This window comes from Actinopolymorpha pittospori (assembly GCF_014873875.1).
Taxonomy (GTDB): Bacteria; Actinomycetota; Actinomycetes; order Propionibacteriales; family Actinopolymorphaceae; genus Actinopolymorpha; species Actinopolymorpha pittospori.
This window is the reverse complement of record NZ_JADBEM010000001.1, coordinates 8,923,512-8,942,548: the sequence shown is the minus strand read 5'-3', so window position 1 is coordinate 8,942,548 and position 19,037 is coordinate 8,923,512. Positions and strand designations below refer to the sequence as shown.

General features: G+C 70.1%; 17 protein-coding genes and 1 tRNA gene. 11 read left to right on the top strand and 7 right to left on the bottom strand.

The features are described from left to right. Window positions 1-93 precede the first annotated feature (93 nt). Window positions 94-519: a hypothetical protein gene (locus HEB94_RS41345; protein ID WP_192754884.1), complete on the top strand. Its 426-nt coding sequence runs from the start codon at window positions 94-96 to the stop codon at window positions 517-519. A gap of 170 nt (window positions 520-689) precedes the next feature. After that, window positions 690-1,244 carry an STAS domain-containing protein gene (locus tag HEB94_RS41340; RefSeq protein ID WP_192754883.1) on the top strand — a complete coding sequence of 185 codons (555 nt, stop codon included), beginning with the start codon at window positions 690-692 and terminating at the stop codon, window positions 1,242-1,244. A 37-nt stretch (window positions 1,245-1,281) separates the two neighbouring features. Here the strand turns inward: HEB94_RS41340 and def are convergent, their stop codons facing one another. Further along, window positions 1,282-1,854: a peptide deformylase gene (gene def / locus HEB94_RS41335; protein WP_192754882.1), complete on the bottom strand. Its 573-nt coding sequence runs from the start codon at window positions 1,852-1,854 to the stop codon at window positions 1,282-1,284. Window positions 1,855-2,141: 287 nt separating this feature from the next. On the opposite strand from def, the gene HEB94_RS41330 reads away from it, so the two are divergent. Beyond that, window positions 2,142-2,315 carry a hypothetical protein gene (locus HEB94_RS41330; RefSeq protein WP_192754881.1) on the top strand — a complete coding sequence of 58 codons (174 nt, stop codon included), beginning with the start codon at window positions 2,142-2,144 and terminating at the stop codon, window positions 2,313-2,315. Between the two features lie 68 nt (window positions 2,316-2,383). On the opposite strand, the gene HEB94_RS41325 is transcribed toward HEB94_RS41330, so the two are convergent. After that, window positions 2,384-2,932, bottom strand: coding sequence for an NUDIX domain-containing protein (locus tag HEB94_RS41325; protein ID WP_192754880.1), 549 nt, complete (start codon window positions 2,930-2,932; stop codon window positions 2,384-2,386). Next, window positions 2,929-4,317: a zinc-dependent metalloprotease gene (locus HEB94_RS41320; RefSeq protein WP_192754879.1), complete on the bottom strand. Its 1,389-nt coding sequence runs from the start codon at window positions 4,315-4,317 to the stop codon at window positions 2,929-2,931. Before HEB94_RS41320 ends, HEB94_RS41325 begins: the two co-directional genes overlap by 4 nt. Window positions 4,318-4,546: 229 nt before the next feature. Between HEB94_RS41320 and HEB94_RS41315 the strand changes: the two genes are divergently transcribed. The 5 genes from HEB94_RS41315 to HEB94_RS41295 all read left to right on the top strand — a co-directional run bounded on the left by HEB94_RS41315 (window position 4,547) and on the right by HEB94_RS41295 (window position 10,587). Continuing rightward, window positions 4,547-5,587, top strand: a complete 1,041-nt coding sequence (locus HEB94_RS41315) for an NAD-dependent epimerase/dehydratase family protein (protein WP_337918302.1) — start codon at window positions 4,547-4,549, stop codon at window positions 5,585-5,587. Then, window positions 5,584-6,090, top strand: coding sequence for a molybdenum cofactor biosynthesis protein MoaE (locus tag HEB94_RS41310; RefSeq protein WP_337918301.1), 507 nt, complete (start codon window positions 5,584-5,586; stop codon window positions 6,088-6,090). The genes HEB94_RS41315 and HEB94_RS41310 overlap by 4 nt, the downstream gene beginning before the upstream one ends. 60 nt (window positions 6,091-6,150) lie before the next feature. Further along, window positions 6,151-7,203, top strand: a complete 1,053-nt coding sequence (locus HEB94_RS41305) for a YlbL family protein (RefSeq protein WP_192754877.1) — start codon at window positions 6,151-6,153, stop codon at window positions 7,201-7,203. A gap of 149 nt (window positions 7,204-7,352) precedes the next feature. Beyond that, window positions 7,353-10,343 (top strand): UPF0182 family protein, encoded by a 2,991-nt coding sequence (locus tag HEB94_RS41300; protein ID WP_192754876.1) that lies wholly within the window; start codon window positions 7,353-7,355, stop codon window positions 10,341-10,343. Between the two features lie 167 nt (window positions 10,344-10,510). Further along, a tRNA-Met gene (locus HEB94_RS41295) sits at window positions 10,511-10,587 on the top strand. Window positions 10,588-10,693: 106 nt separating this feature from the next. Here the strand turns inward: HEB94_RS41295 and HEB94_RS41290 are convergent. Beyond that, a complete protein-coding gene (locus HEB94_RS41290; RefSeq protein ID WP_192754875.1) occupies window positions 10,694-11,209 on the bottom strand; it encodes a GNAT family N-acetyltransferase in 516 nt (171 codons plus the stop codon). A gap of 236 nt (window positions 11,210-11,445) precedes the next feature. Between HEB94_RS41290 and HEB94_RS41285 the strand changes: the two genes are divergently transcribed. Beyond that, a complete protein-coding gene (locus tag HEB94_RS41285; protein WP_192754874.1) occupies window positions 11,446-11,790 on the top strand; it encodes a helix-turn-helix domain-containing protein in 345 nt (114 codons plus the stop codon). Here the strand turns inward: HEB94_RS41285 and HEB94_RS41280 are convergent. Together HEB94_RS41280 and HEB94_RS41275 are read right to left on the bottom strand one after the other, a co-directional pair. Next, window positions 11,777-12,397: a ClpP family protease gene (locus tag HEB94_RS41280; RefSeq protein ID WP_192754873.1), complete on the bottom strand. Its 621-nt coding sequence runs from the start codon at window positions 12,395-12,397 to the stop codon at window positions 11,777-11,779. The genes HEB94_RS41285 and HEB94_RS41280 overlap by 14 nt on opposite strands. Window positions 12,398-12,400: 3 nt before the next feature. Beyond that, on the bottom strand, window positions 12,401-13,027 hold the full coding sequence (locus tag HEB94_RS41275) for a ClpP family protease (protein ID WP_192757005.1): 627 nt from the start codon (window positions 13,025-13,027) through the stop codon (window positions 12,401-12,403). A 192-nt stretch (window positions 13,028-13,219) separates the two neighbouring features. On the opposite strand from HEB94_RS41275, the gene HEB94_RS53955 reads away from it, so the two are divergent. Further along, window positions 13,220-13,603, top strand: a complete 384-nt coding sequence (locus HEB94_RS53955; RefSeq protein WP_192754872.1) for a nuclear transport factor 2 family protein — start codon at window positions 13,220-13,222, stop codon at window positions 13,601-13,603. A 13-nt stretch (window positions 13,604-13,616) separates the two neighbouring features. Here the strand turns inward: HEB94_RS53955 and HEB94_RS41265 are convergent, their stop codons facing one another. Continuing rightward, on the bottom strand, window positions 13,617-15,260 hold the full coding sequence (locus HEB94_RS41265) for a sensor histidine kinase (RefSeq protein ID WP_192754871.1): 1,644 nt from the start codon (window positions 15,258-15,260) through the stop codon (window positions 13,617-13,619). Window positions 15,261-16,030: 770 nt separating this feature from the next. Here HEB94_RS41265 and HEB94_RS53950 point away from each other — a divergent pair. Then, window positions 16,031-19,021: a winged helix-turn-helix domain-containing protein gene (locus HEB94_RS53950; protein WP_192754870.1), complete on the top strand. Its 2,991-nt coding sequence runs from the start codon at window positions 16,031-16,033 to the stop codon at window positions 19,019-19,021. Window positions 19,022-19,037 lie beyond the last annotated feature (16 nt).

The following is a 19,037-nucleotide window of genomic DNA, read 5'->3' as shown; positions in this document are numbered from 1 at the left end:
CGCCCGCTCCCGCGTTTTCATCCGCAGGGGGTGTAGTGGGCGCCCGTTCGGTCTCCCAGCCTTGTCAGGGGGCTCCGCGCGGGGAGGTATTTCATGCTGTGGCTGCTGGCCGGTGCCGCGCTCGTCTTGGCTTGTCTGGGTTTGAGAGTCTTGTTACGAAGACGCCGCATCCTCGCTTCACCAGGCGTCTTCCGCTGTCGGCTGCGCAGTTCCTCGTGGGGAGTCGAGTCCCTGAGCCAACGATGGACTCGCCACCCCACCTACGCGATGTGGGCACACGACGTACTTGTCGTCTATCGCAGATTCACCCTCAGTGAGGTACTGCTGCTGGAATGTCGCTTCGCGGAGGATCTCGAGGTGGCGCCGTCCACCCTGCGGCGACTCGGCCCCTGCCCGCTCCTGCTCCGCGTACGGCTCGATGACGGCGCGATGGTCGAGGTCGCGGCGCCCCGGCGTGCCTGCTCCGACCTCGTGGGACCCTACGTCGCCGCCCAACTGCACCCGTCCGAGCGCGGGTGAGCACCCGTGACGAGGGGTGTCGGGTACGGGGACCCGGCAAGAAACGGCGGGCGAAACGTGCCGGTGATGATCGCGCCGGGTTCATCCCGTCCGGGTGACGTGGATCCGGCCGGGCTTGCGAAGACTTCCCCCAGGAACTCCTTGGAGAACCTCGCCGGCGGGGGAGCGCGATGATCCTGGATGACGTGCTGGGGCTGGCCCGAAGGGTCGCGCCACGGAAGGCGGGTGGTGAACGCCCTGGTCCGCGCCATCGAACCCGGACCGTCCCGGTCGGCCGGGTGCGCACCCGGGAGCTCACCGGGATGGCGGCCATTCCGCGCGATCTCGTCTGCCTTCAACCCACCAGCCCGATCGTCGAGGAGAACGCGGGGGCCCTGGTCGACACGGTCCTTCGCCAGGTGTGCCGGCACCAGCCGCTGCCGTTCGTGGTGGTGCTGACGCTGGACGCGACGCCAGAGATCGACGACAAGGGCTCCGAGGCGCTGGTCGAACTCTTCTACTCCCTGCGCGCGAGCGGCATGCGGCTCTACGTCGCAGCCGTCACGACCGCGCTCTTCGACCACCTACGGGTCAGCGGCGCGACGGACCGGATGGGCGCGGGCGCTGTCCACCTGGCCCTGCGAATGGCCCTGCTGTCGGCGTTCGAGGATCTGCCGGGCCCGGCGGTGACCACCCGCAACGTCCTGGCGGCACTCGACCTGCGCCTGACTCCGCTCGCGATCTGACCCGGTCACGGCTTCGCCAGGACAGGTCCTGGTCGTCCTAGGCGTCCTGGTCGTCAGGGTCGTCAGGGTCGTCGGAACGCTCGCGCGAACTCACCGGCCAGTCCGCGGGGAACTCCTCCGCGAGGACCTCCGCCTCCGCGAACAGCCTCCGGCGGATCCGCTTGGAGAGCCGGTCGGCGAAGACGGTCCCCTCGAGATGGTCGGCCTCGTGCTGGAGGCAGCGCGCCAGCAGTCCCGTGCCGCGTACTTCGATCGGCGTACCGAACTGGTCCACTCCGCGGACCGTGGCGACGTCGGGTCGGGCGCAGGGCGCGTAGGCCCCGGGCAGGGAGAGGCAGCCCTCCTCGGACTCCTCCAGCCGGCGGTCCGCACCGGTGGGCACCTCGAGGACGGGGTTGCAGATCACACCCTGGTGGATGACCTCTTCCCGGTCGGTGCACCGGTAGACGAAGATCCGCAGGTCGACGCCGATCTGGTTGGCCGCGAGCCCCACACCGTCCGCCGCGTCCATGGTCGCCGTCATGTCGGCGACGAGCGCGTGCAGTCGCTCGTCGAAGACCTCGACGGGTCGGCAGGGGTGATGCATGACGGGTTCGCCCCACCGCGTCATTGGGCGGGTGGTCCCTCCTTCGGGCAACGAGCCCACGGCAACTCCTCGAGGTTCACGTGCCTGCGCCGGTTCTCCTGTGCCGCCGCACGACCGCGGCACGGTGATCACCGTAAGCCACCCGGGTCTGGCAGGTGGCACCGACGTGGTGACGCACGGCGACGATTCGCGTCGCCCACCTCACGCGATGCGCATCGCCACGATTCGGGCGGTGATTCCGGTATCCGCAGTCCTGGACGGTTCCCACTGGAAGGCGCCCGAATGTACCGAACGCCGGTAGGGTCGGGCCCATGTCGGACGTGAACAGGCCCGAGGACGATCCCGGCGCCAACACCGTGATGTTCCAGAAGTTCGTGGAACAACGCGGCGCCGAACGCCGCCCCGGCCGAAACGCCCTGATCGCGGTGGCCGCGGTCGTCGTTGTCGTGGTGATCCTCGCGATCGTCCTCGCGCTCGCCCTCTGACCCTCGGCGACCCGGTGCCCGACCGGGCCGTGGTCCCGGTGCCAACCGGGGTGCCGAACCAGGGCCGGTCAGGAGCGGGTGAGGGCCGCGAGACGTGCGGAGGCGACACTCTCCGCGACCCCCGAGGCGAGTCCCTCGGGTAGCTCGGTGACCGAAAACCAGCGCACGGCGTGCGACTCCGCGCTCACCAGCGGTACGGCATCGGCCGGCGCGGTGGCGAGGTACTGCACGTCGAGATGCGTCCGCGCGCCGCACGGCGCCCCGTGGCGGTTCAGCAGGAGCGGCTCCGGATGGACGACGAGATCCGGCAGCCCCGTCTCCTCCCGCGCCTCGCGGGCCGCGGCCGCGTCGAGTGAGATGTCGCCCTCCTCGCAGTGACCACCGGGCTGGACCCACAGGTTGATCCGACCGTGCAGGACCAGCAGGGTGCGCTCACCCGCCGGGTCGACGATGACGGCGCTCGCGGTGATGTGGGCCAGACGACCCCGCCGCCACACCCCGTCCTCCGGGTGGGCGGCGAGGTGGGCGAGGTAGTCCTGGCGGAGGGCCTCCTGCGCGGGCGAGGGCGCGGTCCACCTCGTCAGGGTCGCGACCGCGCTGTTCTGCAGGCCGCTCACGTGGTGGCGCCGTCGCCACCGTCGCGGCCCTTGTCGCCGCCGTCGGAGCCGGTGCCGCCGGTGTCGCCCCGGTTCTCGCTGGCGTCGCCGGAGCCCGCTTCGGGCCGGTCGCCCGGCTCGGTGGAGGACGGCGTGCTCTCGTCGAACCCGAGATCGCCGATGTCCATCCGGTCCGGAGAGGCGGCCCGCTCGGCGAACCCGCGCGCGTCGTCGAGGTCGTCGCCCGAGGGCAGCAGGTCGGGGTGGGCCCAGAGGGCTTCCCGGCCACTGATCCCGTGGGTCTCCCGCAGCGTGGCCCACAGGGTGGCGGCGTCACGCATCCGACGCGGACGGAGTTCGAGACCCACCAGCGTGACGAACGTCTGCTCGGCGGGGCCGCCCTCAGCGCGGCGCCGGCGGATGGCCTCGTGGAGCTGGACCGCCGACGGCATCCGGGGCGCCGCGGCGGAGGTCACCACGTCGTCGACCCAGCCCTCGACGAGGGCGAGAGCCGTCTCGAGTCGGGCGAGCGCCGCCTTCTGCCGAGGCGTCTCCTCCGGCTCCAGCAGGCCGCCCGCGAGGGCTTCGTTGAGCGCGTCGGGATTGGACATGTCGATGTTGCCGACGGCGTCCTCGAGCTTGCTCACGTCGACGTGCATGCCGCGCGCGTAGTCCTCGACCGCCGAGAACAGGTGCGCCGACAGCCAGGGCGCGTGGTGGAAGAGTCGCTGGTGGGCGCACTCACGCAGGGCGAGGTAGAGGCGTACGTCGTCCTGCGGAAGGCCGAGACCGGCTCCGAACGCCGCGACGTTGGCGGGCACCAGGACGGGTTGCCCGAGCGGACCGAGCGGCAGCCCGATGTCGGTGGCGCCGAACACCTCGGTGGCGAGCTGCCCGAGTCCCTGCCCGACCTGGGCGCCGAACATCATCCCGCCGACCTGGGTGAGGACACCGGTGAGCTGGGCGCCCATCCCTCCGGGCTGCTCGGGCAGCGCCTTCTCCATGGCGCCGACGACATGCGCGGCGAGCGGCTCGACCAGCTTCTTCCACGCCGGCAGCGTGCCGTCGAGCCACTCCGCGCGGTTCCACGCGAGGGCCTGGCCGGCGAAACCGGCGGGCAGGCTGGTCGCGTCGTCGAGCCAGTGCTCGGCGATGCGGACGGTCTGGTCGACCTCGGAGCGTTCCTGCGCGGTCAGGGAGGCATCACCGGAGGCGCGAATCGTCTGCCGGGCGGTCTCCAGGGCGAGTTGCCAGTTGATGGGACCGCCCTGCCAGGAGAACATGCTCTGTAGCTGGCCGAAGATCGCACCGAGGTCGAAGCCCGCGAACGGGTTGTCCGGACCCCCGGGCGGACGCTTCTCGGGCTCCTCGCCCTCGCGCCCGGTGCCGGGCTCGTCGTTGCTCACGGTTGGACCTCCGGCAGGATGAGGGAAAGCTGCGTGCGGATGGAGACGTGCGCGGGGCCTGCTGGTCGACACGCCCCAGCCGTACGAAGCGAGCTGTTCATATCGTCCAACCTAGCCCGGGAGTTTCCTTCTGAACGACGAACCCACCCCCGTTCGTGCCCGGCCCGGCCGGCGTACGACGCGTCGCCATGCCACCTCGGCCCGCCGGGGCGGCGGGCTGGTCGTGGCGGTGACCGGTGCTGCCTCCGGGCTCGGACGAGCGCTGGTCGAACGCCTCGTCGGCATGAGCGAGGTCAAGCGGGTCGTCGGCGTCGACGAGCGGCGCGGCGACGTGGAGGGCGCGGAGTGGCGCGTCCTCGATGTCCGTGACCCGGCGATCGCCCAGAGGATCGCGAAATGTGACGTCGTTGTGCATCTCGACGTCGATCTGTCCCCCGACGCGGACCCACGCCAGCGCAGCACCCGGAATGTCCGAGGTGCGCAGACTGTCATCATGGCGGCCGCCGCTGCCGGCGTCCCCCGCGTCGTCCTGTGCACGAGCGCGATGGTCTACGGCGCCTTCGCCGACAACCCCGTCCCCCTGGAGGACGACGGTCCGCTGCGGGCGCGGCCCGAGGGCGTGGTGGCCGACCTGCTCGAGATCGAGTGGCTCGCCCGCCGGGCGCCGAAGGCCCATCCGGGTCTGTCGGTCACGGTGGTCAGGCCGTCGATGGTCGTGGGCGCGTCCGTCGACACCTTCCTGACCAGGCACTTCGAGGCGTCCCGGCTGCTGGTGATCCGCGGCAGCAAGCCGAGCTGGCAGTTCTGCCATGTCGACGACCTGGTGAGCGCCCTGGTCTGGTCGGCGCTCGGCCGGGTCGAGGGCGCCGTCACGGTGGGCAGCGAGGGCTTCCTCGGACAGGATGAGGTGGAGAAGCTGTTCGGTCTGCCCCGACTGGAGCTGCCGGAGAGCCTCGCGCTCGGTGCCGCCGAGCGGCTGCACCGGCTGGGTCTGACGCCCGCGCCGGCCAGTGATCTCGCCTACGTCAGCCACCCGTGGGTAGTCTCCTCCGGCAAGCTGAAGGCGGCCGGTTGGACGCCGACCTACGACAACACCACCGCGTGCGAGGTCCTGGCGACCGAGGTCGCCGGGCGCCACGCGGCGCTCGGCCGGCGGATCGGGCGCCGCGAGACGGCGACGCTCGGTGCGGCCGGTGCCACCGTCGCCCTGCTCGGTACGGCCGCGGTCGTGCGCCGGGCGAGGCGGAGGAAGACACGAGGGGGAACGTGACCAGGACCGAGTCCAACGCCCAGTCCGGCGCCCAGCCCGGCGCCCAGTCCAGCGATCAGTCCAGCGCCGAGTCGGTGGCCAGGGACCAGATCCGGCTGCTCGACCTGCGGGAGAGTCCGCTCTCCGCCGACGAGGTGCTGAGCGCGATCGCCGACCCGCGGGCCGGCGGTTTCTGCTTGTTCGTGGGCGCCGTACGCGATCACGACGGCGGCCGCTCGGTGACCGAACTCGGTTACGACGCGCATCCCCGGGCCCTCAGCGAACTGCGCGAGGTGGCCGAGGCCGTCGTCGCGGCGCATCCCGTCTGCGGCCTCGCGGCCGTTCACCGGACCGGTGACCTGGCCGTGGGGGAGAGCGCGGTGATCGTCGGCGTGTCCGCGCCGCACCGTGACGCGGCGTTCGCGGCCTGTCGGCAGCTCATCGACGACCTGAAGGCCCGGGTCCCGCTGTGGAAGCACCAACGCTTCACCGACGGCAGCGCGGAGTGGGTCGGAGCGGAATGAGCCTGATCACGGCCGAGCCCTGACAGGTCCGGCCGTGCTTCGTCACCTACCCTGGCTCCCATGTCCCGCCGAACCGCGACGATGACGCTGACCGCTGTCCTGCTCGTCGCCCTGGTCGCTCTCGCGTGGTTGGTGCCGGTTCCGTACGTCGCGATGAGCCCAGGTCCGATCGAGAACACCCTCGGCAACGTGGACGGCAAGCCCATCATCAAGATCGACGGGCGCAGGACCTACCCCACGACGGGCCAGCTCGACCTCACCACCGTCGCGGTGACCAGCCCGGACCAGAAGCTCGACGTCGCGGGCGTCATCGCCGGCTGGGTCGATCCCAGCGTGGCCGTCGTACCCCGCGACTACATCTATCCACCCGACCAGACGCCGGCTCAGGTCCAGCAGCAAAACGCCGAGCAGATGGAGACCTCCCAGCAGTCGGCGATCGCGGCCGCGATGCGCGAGGTCGGCGTCAAGGTTCCCTCGGCGGTCCAGGTCCGGGCCGTGGTGGAGAAGTCACCTGCCGTGGGCCGGCTGAAGGCGGCCGACATCCTCGTGGCGGTCGACGGAACGAAGACGACCAGCGCCCAGCAGGTGGTCGACCTGGTGGGCAAGCACAAGCCGGGTGACCAAATCCGGCTCTCGGTGCGCCGGGCGGGCAAGCCGCTCGACGTGACGATCACCACCGGCAGGTCACCGGACGACCCGAACCGCGCCTTCGTCGGGGTCCAGCCCATCGACGGCTTCGACTTCCCGTTCCCGGTCACGGTCAACCTCGGCCAGGACATCGGCGGCCCGAGCGCGGGGACGATGTTCGCCCTCGCCATCGTCGACAAGCTCACCACCGACAACCTGACCGGCGGCAAGCACATCGCGGGCACCGGCACCATCGAGGCCGACGGAAAGGTCGGGCCGATCGGCGGGATCCAGCAGAAGATCGCCGGTGCCAAGCGGGGCGGCGCCTCGACCTTCCTGGTCCCGGCCGACAACTGCGCCGCCGCGGCGGGTGCGCCGACCGACGGCATCCGGCTGGTGCGGGTCGCCACCCTGCACGATGCCGTCACGGCACTCGAGGCGCTGCAGAAGAACCCGAACGCGCAGGTCACGAGTTGCGCACGGTGAGCGCGGCGAGGGTCGGGCATAAGGGGAGGGCGGGAACTCCTGGACACTTCACACAGTTGGCCCACTAACGGCAGGATTTCCGGGCCGGCCGGACCGTCGTGTCCGAACGGCTCCGGCGGACCATCACGGCACCTGAGGAACGAGGAAACGTGAGTAGCTTCTCCGCACCGCGCGATCCGTCCCGGCGAGGCTTCACCGGTGGCAACGCCCGGACCCGCGCTCTCGTTCCGACCGTCGTCATCCTGGTCGCGCTGATCGCGTTCTTCGCGATCTTCACCAAATTCTGGACCGACCGGCTCTGGTTCCAGGCGATCGACTACTCCAAGGTCTTCAGCACGACGCTCGTCACCCGGATCGGGATGTTCGCGGTGTTCGGTGTGGTGCTCGGCGCGATCGTCTTCGGCAACCTCGCCCTCGCCTACCGACTGCGGCCCCGCTACCGCGCGGTCTCGGCCGAACAGCAGACGCTCGACCGCTACCGCGCCGTCGTCGACCCGCACCGCAAGCTGATCGGCGGGCTGATCGCGGCGCTGTTGGCGCTGATCGCGGGCTCGAGCGCGTCGGGGCGCTGGGAGACCTTCCTGCAGTGGCGCAACGCCACGCCCTTCGGCACCAAGGACCCGCAGTTCCACCTCGACGTGTCCTTCTACGTCTTCGGCTACCCGTGGTACCGCTTCCTGATCGGGTTCGGCTTCACCGTCATCGTCTTGTCGCTGCTGGCCGCCCTCATCGCGCACTACCTCTACGGCGGCATCCGGCTGCAGTCCCAGGGCCAGAAGGCGTCCGCGGCGGCCCAGGCGCACATGTCGGTGCTGCTCGGACTGTTCGTGCTGCTCAAGGCCGTCGCCTACTGGTTCGACCGGTTCGGCCTGGTCGTCGGCTCGCACCAGATGTCCAACCAGGCGTTCACCGGCATCACCTACACCGACGCCCACGCCGTGGTCCCCGCCAAGACCATCCTGACGATCATCGCGGCGATCTGCGCCGTGCTGTTCTTCGCCAACGTCGTGCGCCGGACCTGGATGCTTCCCGGGCTGGGGCTCGGGCTGCTCGTGTTGTCCGCGGTCCTGCTGGGCTGGGCGTGGCCCGCGATCGTGCAGCAGGTGACGGTGCGCCCGAACGAGCCGGTCCGCGAGGCCGCCTACATCCAGCGCAACATCGACGCCACCCGCGCCGCCTACGGTGTCGCCGACGCCGAGGTCAAGGAGTACTCCGCCAAGACCTCCACGACGGCCGGGCAGCTCGCCGACGACGCGCAGACCCTGCCCGGTGTGCGCCTAATCGACCCGGCGATCGTGGGGGAGACGTTCGAGCAGCTGCAGCAGGTGCGCGGCTTCTACACCTTCAACAAGCCCCTGGACGTCGACCGCTACACCGTCGACGGCCAGTCCCGCGACGCGGTGGTCGCCGTCCGGGAGCTCAACCTCGAGGGTGTGCCGGACGACCAGCGCAACTGGAACAACGACCACACGGTCTACACCCACGGCTACGGAATGGTCGCGGCCAACGGAAACCGCCGTACCGGTGAGGGCACCCCCGACTGGTTGCAGGGCGGCATCCCGTCCACGGGTGATCTCGGCAAGTACGAGCCGCGCGTCTACTTCGGTGAGGAGTCGCCGCCCTACTCCATCGTCGGGGCGCCGAAGGGAAGCGAGCCGGTCGAGCTCGACATCCCCGGTGGTGGCGGCGGTGCGAAGACCACCAACACCTACCAGGGCAAGGGCGGAGTACAGATCGGTTCGTTCGGCAACCGGCTGCTCTACGCCGCGAAGTTCCAGGACTTCAACATCCTGTTGAACCAGTCCCGGATCAACGGCGACTCGAAGATCCTCTACGACCGCAGCCCGCGCGATCGGGTGCAGAAGGTCGCGCCCTGGCTGACCCTGGACGCCGATCCCTATCCCGCGATCGTGGACGGCCGGATCAAGTGGATCGTCGACGGCTACACGATGTCGCCCAACTACCCGCTCTCCCAGCGGGTGGCACTCGACGACGCGACCTCGACGTCGCTCGACCAGCAGCCGGCGATCGTGGGCCAGCCGAGCGAGCGCATCAACTACGTCCGCAACTCGGTGAAGGCGACGGTCGACGCCTACGACGGCTCGGTCTCGCTCTACGCGTGGGACGAGAAGGACCCGGTCTTGCGTACCTGGATGAAGGCCTTCCCCAACACCGTGCAACCGCGCTCGAAGATTCCCGACGCGCTGCTCGACCACGTGCGTTACCCCGAGGACCTGATGAAGATCCAGCGCGAGATCCTCGCGCAGTACCACGTCACGAAGGCGGGCGCGTTCTACCAGGGCACGGAGCGGTGGCGGGTGCCTTCCGACCCGACCCGGGAGACGTCGACCAAGCAGCCCGCCTACTACCTGTCGGTGCGGATGCCTGGCGAGGACACTCCGACGTTCTCGCTCACCTCGACCTACATCTACTTCAACCGCGAGAACCTCGCCGCCTTCGTCGCGGTCGACGCGGACGCGCGCTCACCCGACTACGGCAAGATCCGCGTCCTGCAGCTCGACGACAAGACGCAGATCGACGGGCCGAGTCAGATCGCCAACCGACTCGAGTCCGACACCCGGGTGGCCGATGCGTTACTCCCGCTGACCCGAGGTGAGAGCCGGGCCGTCAAAGGCAACCTGCTGACGCTGCCCGTCGGCGGCGGCCTGTTGTACGTCCAGCCGGTCTACGTCCAGCGTGGTTCGGGGGACGCGTCGTACCCGCTGCTGCGCCTCGTGCTCGCGTCGTTCGGTGGCCAGACCGGCGTCGGCGAAACCCTCCAGGACGCGCTCAACATGGTCTTCCGGGGCAATGCGGGCGCCAACACCGGGGAGCACACCGACGGCGAGCAGCCGCCACCCGCCAAGCCGGGCGAGCCCGCGCCGCCGCCCACCGAGACGGTGGCGACGGCCCTGGCGGAGGCCAACAAGGCGTTCGAGGATGCGCAGGCGGCGCTGCGGAAGGGTGACCTCAAGGGGTACGCCGACGCGGTGGCCAAGGCGCAGGCCGCGGTCAACCGGGCGGCGCAGGCGCAGGGGCGCGCGCAACCGAACCCTCCCGCGGGTGGCGACAACGCGCCCACTCCCACTCCCACGCCGACCCCGAGCCGATCGCCTTCGACGGCCGCGCGGTCCGGATAGCCGGCATCGCGTGACGGACCTCCTGAATCGCCCATCCAGCCACCGGCTGGGTGGGCGATTCGGCATGGTGGGGCCGGTTGGCCGTCGCGCCGGACGGAGGCCTCCCGCCGCCCGGCTGGGGCCGATTTGCGCAGGACGCCTATGACCCGTACTGTTTACCAAGTCGCCGCGGGGTGGAGCAGTTCGGTAGCTCGCTGGGCTCATAACCCAGAGGTCGCAGGTTCGAATCCTGCCCCCGCTACCACGACGAAACGCTCCTGGAGGGTCTCCCTCCAGGAGCGTTTCGCATCTCTGCCGATCGTGGTCCCCGGGATCCGGCCTCACGGCTGCGCAGCTTCACTCACGTTCACTCACGCGCAGCCGAGGCGGAGCACCTTGGTGAGTCGGAGGTAGTCCGTCTCGGCGCGGCGCGGGCTCTCGGTGTCGAGGATGTAGCCGCGTCGCTGGTAGAAGCGCAGGTTGGCCCCACTGCGCGGGCCGGTGGACAGGCCGGCGCGGGATGCCGTCGTGCTCTGTTCCGCGGCCCGCAGGAGGGCGCCACCGATGCCCTGTCCCTGGCAGTCCGGTGCGACGGCCAACCGGTTGACGTAGAGCGTGTCGACGAACGTCCGCATCCGGACGACTCCGACGACACGGCCGCGGGTGACCGCGACGATGCCGCTACTGGTCCGGATCTCCTGCTCCAGTTCGGCGAGAGTCTGGGTCAGCGCCGGGAGCCACGGGTCGTCGTAGTGCTGGGCCTCGGCCACGAACGCCGCCCGCTGCACGGTCAGAACCTCTCCCGCGTCCGCGAGCACGAGCGCGCGCAGCACGTACGGCGAGCCCGGCTCTCCTTCGCCAGGCTCCGCCGTGGGATCCCTCACCATGGGACGGGCTCCTGACGGCTGAGGACATCGGTGTGACGAAGAGTATTGCCGCTCCCGGTTACCTTCGCGCCGCTGCCTGCGCTGGATCACGAGCTCGATTCGGGGAACATCCCCGGCGGGCCGAGCACCGTTGCGGTGTTCGGCCCGCCGCTCGGGCGTGCGGGTTAGGCTGGCGGCACCGGCGCGGACGACACGGGTACCAGACGACACGGGTACGGAGCCGGCGAGGAGGACGGATGAGCGCGGACAGCGGTACGGACAACGTCGTGCCCATGCGGCCGCACGCGCGGGCGCCCGAGCCCCCGTTGCGGACGGCGATCGGTCAGGCGTTGCGCGAGGTACGGACCGCGCAGCGGCGCACCCTCAGCGACGTCGCCGAGGACGCCGGCGTCTCCATGCAGTACCTCTCCGAGATCGAGCGCGGCCGCAAGGAGGCCTCCTCGGAGATCCTCCAGGCCGTCTGCGGATCGCTGCGTATCCGGCTTTCCGACCTGCTGGCGCAGACGCACCGGGTGCTGACCGTGGGGTCGCGTCCGATGTCGGCCAGGCCGCCGCGGGGACCAGTGCTCATGGCCGCATGAGCGACGGTTCGGACACCTCACTTCGGTGCGTGATGATCTCGTCGACCATGCCGTACGCGCGTGCCTCCTCGGCGTCGAAGATGCGTTCGCGATCGGTGTCGGCGCGCAGCGACTCCACGGACCGTCCGGTGTGCTTGCCGAGCACCTCGAGCATCTGAGCCCGGACCCGGGAGACCTCCCTGGCCTGCAGTTGCAGGTCCGACAACGCTCCCTGTCCCCGCGCCTCCGGCTGGTGCAGGGCGACGCGGGAGTGGCTCAACGCGAACCGCTTGCCGGGTGTGCCTGCCGCGAGGAGTACGGCCGCGGCCGAGGTCGCCTGCCCGAGGCAGATGGTCGCGACGTCGGGCAGGACGAACTGCATCGTGTCGTAGATCGCCATCAGGGCGCTGAACGAGCCGCCGCGTGAGTTGATGTAGAGCGAGATCTCCTGGCTGGTGCTGGCGGCCTCGAGATGGATGAACTGAGCCATCACGACGTTGGCCACGTCGTCGTCGATCTCGCTGCCGAGGAAGATGATCCGCTCGGAGAGAAGCCGGCTGAACACGTCGGTCGCGCGTTCGCCGGTGTGGGTGCGCTCGATGACGTTCGGGATCGTGTAGTGGCCCATGGTTCAGATCCCCGCCCTGACGTTCGCCCGGTGTCCTCGGTGACCGACGCCGTGACCGATGCCGTCGAGGGACTCGACGACCCGGTCGATCATCCCGTAGGAGAGTGCCTCCTGCGCGGAGAACCATCGGTCGCGGTCGCTGTCCTCGCGGATACTCTCGACCGACTGGCCGGTGTTCTCGGCGAGCAACCGCTCCATCTGCCGCTTGGAGTGCTCGAGGTTCTCGGCCTGGATCGCGATGTCGGCGGCGGTTCCACCGATTCCGGCGGAGCCCTGGTGCATCATGATCCGGGTGTGCGGCAGGCTGTAACGCTTGCCCTTCGTGCCGGCACAGAGCAGGAACTGCCCCATGCTCGCGGCGAACCCCATCGCGAGGGTCGCGACGTCGTTCGGGATCAGCCGCATCGTGTCGTAGATCGCCATCCCGGAGTAGACGATGCCGCCCGGGCTGTGGATGTAGAGACTGATGTCCTCGTTCGGGTCCTCCGCCGACAGCAGAAGCAGTTGCGAACACACGCGGTTCGCGCTCACCTCGTCGACCTCGGTTCCGAGCAGGACGACGCGGTGGTACAGCAGCCGTGCGGCCAACTGGTCGTCGAAGTTGTTCGCGGCGGCAGCCGCCGCGGTCATGGACAGGTTCAACGTTGCCTCCCTGGGCTTTCCCTGCGTTCACTGTCGCCGAGGGGTAGGGCCGGTCGCGCGTTTCTCTGCCGTGGGCAGATTCGCTGCCGGCGAACACGAGGGTCACCCGCCGGTGTGCGACCAGATACCGGCGATCGAGCTGACCCGCACCGGCCGGTGGGTGTGCGCCATGATGGACGGGTGAATCACACCGATGCGCGCAGGTTCGCCGACGACTGGCTGGCGGCCTGGAACGCCCACGACCTCGATGCACTGCTGAGCCATTTCACCGACGACGTGGTGTTCACCTCGCCGGTGGCCGCGCGCCTGCTGGGAGGCGACGGAGTTCTCCGCGGCAAGGCCGCGCTTCGCCACTACTGGACGGAAGGCCTACGCCGCATCCCCGACCTGCGCTTCGAGGTCGTCGGCGTGTACGTCGGCGTCGACACGGTGGTGATCCATTACCGCAACCAGCTCGGACGGCTTGTCAATGAAGTGTTGACGTTCGACGGTGACCTGGTGAAGGCGGGGCACGGCACCTATCTCGACGCGGATGCCAACCCCGCGGGGCTGACGTCGCGCTGAGGTTCTGACCGGGTCAGACGGTCAGCGGCAGGTGCCACTGCACGAGGGTGCCGCGGTGTTCGCCCGCGCGCACCTCGCAGTCGCCACCCAGTCGTTTGGCCCGCGCGCGGAGTTGGGTGAGCGCGCCGTGAAAGGGTTCACGCTGGGAGAGGCTGCCGTCGTCGGTCACGGTGAGGCTGAGCTCGTCGGTCCCCACCCGGACCTCGACCTCGACCCTGGTCGGTCCGGTGTGGCTCGCCGCGTTGGTGAGGGTCTCCCGGACGGCGCGGACGAGTTCGCGTTGGACGTGCGGCGGAAGGTACCGGTCGACGGAGCCGTGCACGACCAGGCGCGGGGTGAATCCGAGGGTCGCCTTGGCGGCGTCGATCTCGTCGAGAACCTGGCTGCTGGCGGTCCGTTGGACGTTCGAGTCGTCGTGGCGAAGCGCGAAGATGGCCGAGCGGATCTGCTGGCTCGTCTCGTCCAACTCATCGATCGCGTCGTTCATCCGGCGCTCCACCTCGGTCCGGGCGACCAGCCCGGTGGTGCCGTGCAGCCGGGATCCGATGGCGAAGAGCCGGTCGACCGCGACGTCGCGTAGGTCGTTCGCGATCCGGTCGCGGTCCTCCAGGACCAGCTGGCGCGCCTGGGCCTGCTGCAGGGCGAGGGCCGCCTGCCCGGCGAACATCTCCACCAATTCGACCTCCTGGGCCGAGATGTGGTCGCCTGGAGCGCCACGCCGCCAGCCGACCACCAGCACCCCGAGGACCTTGCCCGCCACGGTGAGCGGGATGTACATCCCCGAGCCGAGGTTGGCCTGAAGGCCCAGCACCTCCGGCGGTGGGTCATAGCCCTCCTCGCCGGTGACGTTCTCGCTGATGATGCGCTGTCCGGTGCTGATGACCCGCGCGGTGAGGCCCTGGAGCGGGACGGGTGTGTTGATGAGATTCTCACCGCCGAAACCGTCGGCGGCCGCGAAGATGACCACGCCCTCCGACGACTCCGGACTGACCAGGATGATGGCTGTCCCGTCCGCGCGGGACACCTCACGTAGTCGCTCCGCCACCAGTTGTAGCGCCGTGTCGCGGTCGACCTGGCCGAGCAGGAGCCTCGTCGTCTCCAACGCCGACTCGAGCCAGCGGTGGCGGCGGCGTTCCTGGACGAACAGATGGGCGTTCTCCATCGCGGCCCCGGCGGAGGCGGCGAGCGCGACGGCCGCCTCCTCGTCGGCCGCGGTGAACGCCGCGCCGCCCTTCTTGTTCCCGAGGTAAAGCTGGCTGAAGATCTGGTCGTCGACGGGGATGGGGACGCCGATCAGGCTGGTGAGAGCCGTCTGACGGGACGGGAACCCTTCGGCCAGGCGGTACTCGCACAGATCGGGGATCCGGAGCACCTCGTGAGTCTCGCGGAGTCGCTCGGTGATGTCGGCCAGCCCCGCGTGTTCGACCCTGTCCAGGTCGTTCGAGAAACCAGTGCTGATGAGCAGAAAGCACCCTTCGTCACGGTTGCTCGCGGACAGAATGGCGTATTCCGCCTCGACGAGGCGGGCGGCGGACGCGGCGATGCGTTTGATCGAGTCGATGAAGTCCGGAGCGAACTCGGCGTCGAAGTACGGTCGTCCAGACGGTTCGCACCTGCCCTCATGTGAGCGTCCGTCGGGTTCGCCGATGCTGACCATTGCTTGATGGTAATAGGGCCGATCGAGAGTGCTCCCCGGGCGCGTCCCGCGTGTCCTCCGCGTGAGCGACAAGACAGCAGAAATCACTGCGGAGGGTCGGATCGGCTGTCGGTCGATGATGCCAATTTCCGCCCATGTGAAACTCGCCCCTTTTGGTAGAGGTCCGGAGCGTCGGAAAAGCGTCACGAGCGGGACGAAGTCTCCGTTCCGCGATGGAGTGACCGAACCCGAAACGGGACAGATCGGTGGAAAGCATGGGCCGCGGACATTGATCGGGACAGTCGTCGACGGCGGTATGACCCCGCTTTCACGGTGGAATCCGAAGTACGGGAAGATATCGCCAGAGCGGCGTTATCGGAAATGGCAGTAGGCAAAAAGTAGAAAGTTTCCGAAAGCACCGATGTCAGAACTCGCCTCGAAGCCCCGGAACGCCTGGGTGCCCCGGAGGTGAGCTGAGCCGCCGGCCGGTCGACGCCGTCCGAGGCCGCGGGGCTGACGAGGGAGGACCTCACGCCGTGCCCGGGCCCGCGCGGGTCGCCGGTCCCCGTTCATTGCTTGTTTCGCCCAAATCAGTCTGTCTGTTGGAAAGCTCCCACTCCCGGCGCCCGCTCCGGAGATCTATCGTGTGCCTGAGAGAGATCGCGACCGTCGTATGCCCGGGGGGGTCATCGATGCATGCGCAGGTTGGCAAGGTGTCAGGGTTGGTCGAGAGTCGGCACGAAGGCGAGGACGCGGGGTCACAACGAGCGGCCCGGGTTTGGTCGTCGCGAGTGAAGCTCACCGCGCCGACGGCCAGTGGTCTGGTTCGACAGCGGCTGCTCCGCGTTCTCGACCTGCGGTCGATCCGGGTGTTCTTCGTCACCGCCCTGCCGGGGTCGGGTAAGACCACCCTCGTCGCGCAGTACGTCGACCACCTGCGTCGTCGCGGTCCCGACCACAGGGTGGCGTGGTACCACGCGGAGGAGACCGACACCTCGGCTGGTGCGATCACGCGGTACCTCACCACGGCCCTGTCGATGGCACTTCACCTCCCAGACGCACCGAGTGAGGACCCGGCCGTCCTGCTGGCGATGCTCGACGGGGCCGGAAGCGGTCACCCGGACTCACCCGCCGATTCATCGGTGGACCTCACCGTGGTGGTGGACGACGTGCACCTTCTCGCCGGATCCCAGGCAGAACGCGTTCTCGCCAGGGCGATCGCGGTGGCCCCGCCCGGTGTGCGGTTCGTCGTGGTGGGAACCCAGGCGCCCGGCATGGGCTTCACCCGGCAACTGCTCGCACCCGACACGCTGACACTCGGCGAGGACGACCTACGTCTGCGCTCCTGGGAGGTCGGCGTTCTCTTCGAGCGGCATTACGGTGAGCCGCTACCACCCGAAGACGTGGCGGCGCTCACCCGGCACACGGAAGGGTGGGCGGCCGGGCTCCACATGTTCTACCTCGCGACGGCTGGAAAGCCGCTGTCGGCACGGCGGCGGGCGGTCGCGGGGCTCGGGGGCCGCGGCCGACTCGTGAAGGCGTACCTCACCGCGACCGTGCTCCACCGACTTCCGCCACACATCGCCGACTTCGTCGTGCTCACGAGCGCTCTGACGATCCTCCACGCGGACCTATGCGACGCGCTGCTCGGCCGGCCCGGTGGTGCGGCCATTCTCGAGGAGCTGGCCGAACGGCAGCTGTTCACGACCCAGACCGATGAGATCACCTGCGTCTACCGCTACCACACGGCCCTGCAGGTGCACCTCGAGGGAATCCTGCGGGAACGGCTCGGTGCCGGCGAGGCCCGACAGTGGTACGCCCGCGCCGGGGCGCTGCTGGAGGAGGCGGGCTTCCCGACCGCGGCGCTGCGTGCCTTCTTCCGAGCCGAGGACTGGCCTGCCGTGGAGCGCGTCCTGCGCGAGTACGGCCCCGACATCAGCACCGACGCGACGTTCCCGGACGAGGCCTTCGCCATCGAGGGTGACCCGTGGGTCGGTCTCGCCCGAGCCCATCGTCGGCTCTACGCCGGGGACCTCGCGGGTGCGATCGCCGCCTACCACGACGTCGAACGGCTCGCAGGGGAGACGCCGGCCGCCGATGTCGCCCGGAAGGGACGGCGCTCGACCGAAGCCTGGCTCCCGGGCGGGATGGTTCCGATGGTGGCGCCCTCCGACGCGCCGTGGCCGCTGCTGTTGCGAACCGCCGTACGCCAGAACCCGGCGGCGCTCGCGCCCGAGCACGACGACGTGGGCGGGGCGTTCGTGGCCGCGCTCAGCACGCTGCTGCTCGGTGAGCCGGTCGTCGCGCTTCGCCTCGCCGAACAGATCGACGTGCACGGCAAGGGCTTCCTGGCCCTCGCGACGCAGCTGCTCGGCATGGTGGCCGGTCTGTGGGCCGGCACGGTGACCGCCGCGCCGCTGGACTCCCTGGCGGCTGAGGCGGAGCAGGCCGGCCAGCCCTGGCTCGCCCGGGTCGCCCGGGCCGCCGCAGCGATCGCGGCGCGGGCACCGGCGGAGGCGTACGCGGTCCGGATGGAGTGCGTACGCGACGGCGATGAGTGGGGAGCACTGCTCGCCGCGCTGGCGGCCGGCATCGCCGAACTCGCGGTCGGCGGCGAGCCCGCGGAGATCCTCGAGGACGCCGTCGACACGGCCCACCGGCTCGAGGCCGGCGTCCTGGAGGCATGGGCACGCGGGTTGCTCGCCGTCGCGCTCGCGCGCGGCGGTGCGCCCACGGCCGAACTCGAGGCACACCGGGCGGAGGCCTGCGCGCGGGGAGCGGGTGTGCATGCCGCTCGGGCCCTCGCGTTCCAGGCGCTCGCCGACTGTGCAGAGGACGGTGCGTCGGAGTTCCACGTGCTCGCCGCCATGTCGGCGGCGGGAGGCGGCCTGCTCGTGACGTCCGATTCGTTGGTGGCTGAGCCGTTGGTGGGTGAGCCGGCGGTCGCCCAGTCGTTGGTGGCCGATTCGCTGGTCCCCCAGCGGGTGGCTTCCGAGCCGGTGGGCGCCGAGCAGGTGCTGACGACCACCGACCGCGAGCTCGCCGCGGAGGCCCCCGCGCTGACGTTGCGCTGCTTCGGTGCCTTCCGTATCTACATCGGCGACCGCGAGCTCGATCTGGCCGGTGTCCGGCCGCGGGCGCGCGCGATGTTGCGGATGCTCGCCTGTTATGCCGGCCAGGCCGTGCACGAGGAGCGGCTGCTGGACGCGTTGTGGCCGGGCATGTCTCCCCAGACCGGTCGGCGCAACCTGCAGGTCGCGGTGTCGGCCCTGCGGCGTGCCCTCGAACCCGCCGCCGCTCGGGGGCGTTCCCAGCTGCTGCGCCGTAGCGGTACGGCGTACCTCCTGATGCTTCCGCCCGGCAGCCAGGCGGACGTCGCGCTCTTCCGGGAGGCCGTGACCACCTGGCGGGTGACGCGGGGCGGTCCTCCGGACCGGCTGCGGCTCGCCCTGCGCAGTGTGCTCGCCGCCTATGGTGGCCACCTGCTTCCCGAGGACGGACCCGCCGAGTGGGTGGTGGGGGAACGCGAGGAGTTGCGTTCGGACGCGGCCCGCGCGGCGCTCGCCCTGGCCGAACTCGAGCTCGCCAGCCGCGACGGTGTGGCGGCGGCCGACGCGGGGGAGTACGCCGTACGGATCGATCCGTTCCGCGACCAGGGCTGGCGAATCCTCCTCGCGGCGTACCAGCTCACCGGCGACGCGGCCGCTGCTGCCCAGGCGCGACGGCGCTACGCCGTGGTCCTCGGCGAACTGGGGATCGAGGACTCCGCCGCGACCGCCTAGCGCTGGCCGTTCACGG

Excerpts from the sequence above, each read along its gene's own strand:
- HEB94_RS41280 (WP_192754873.1), bottom strand. The coding sequence starts at position 12,397 with ATGGGCCACTACACGATCCCGAACGTCATCGAGCGCACCCACACCGGC.
- HEB94_RS41275 (WP_192757005.1), bottom strand. The coding sequence starts at position 13,027 with ATGACCGCGGCGGCTGCCGCCGCGAACAACTTCGACGACCAGTTGGCC.
- HEB94_RS41285 (WP_192754874.1), top strand. The coding sequence starts at position 11,446 with ATGAGCGCGGACAGCGGTACGGACAACGTCGTGCCCATGCGGCCGCAC.
- HEB94_RS41345 (WP_192754884.1), top strand. The coding sequence starts at position 94 with ATGCTGTGGCTGCTGGCCGGTGCCGCGCTCGTCTTGGCTTGTCTGGGT.
- HEB94_RS41265 (WP_192754871.1), bottom strand. The coding sequence starts at position 15,260 with ATGGTCAGCATCGGCGAACCCGACGGACGCTCACATGAGGGCAGGTGC.
- def (WP_192754882.1), bottom strand. The coding sequence starts at position 1,854 with ATGACGCGGTGGGGCGAACCCGTCATGCATCACCCCTGCCGACCCGTC.
- HEB94_RS41290 (WP_192754875.1), bottom strand. The coding sequence starts at position 11,209 with ATGGTGAGGGATCCCACGGCGGAGCCTGGCGAAGGAGAGCCGGGCTCG.
- HEB94_RS41305 (WP_192754877.1), top strand. The coding sequence starts at position 6,151 with ATGTCCCGCCGAACCGCGACGATGACGCTGACCGCTGTCCTGCTCGTC.
- HEB94_RS41340 (WP_192754883.1), top strand. The coding sequence starts at position 690 with ATGATCCTGGATGACGTGCTGGGGCTGGCCCGAAGGGTCGCGCCACGG.
- HEB94_RS41330 (WP_192754881.1), top strand. The coding sequence starts at position 2,142 with ATGTCGGACGTGAACAGGCCCGAGGACGATCCCGGCGCCAACACCGTG.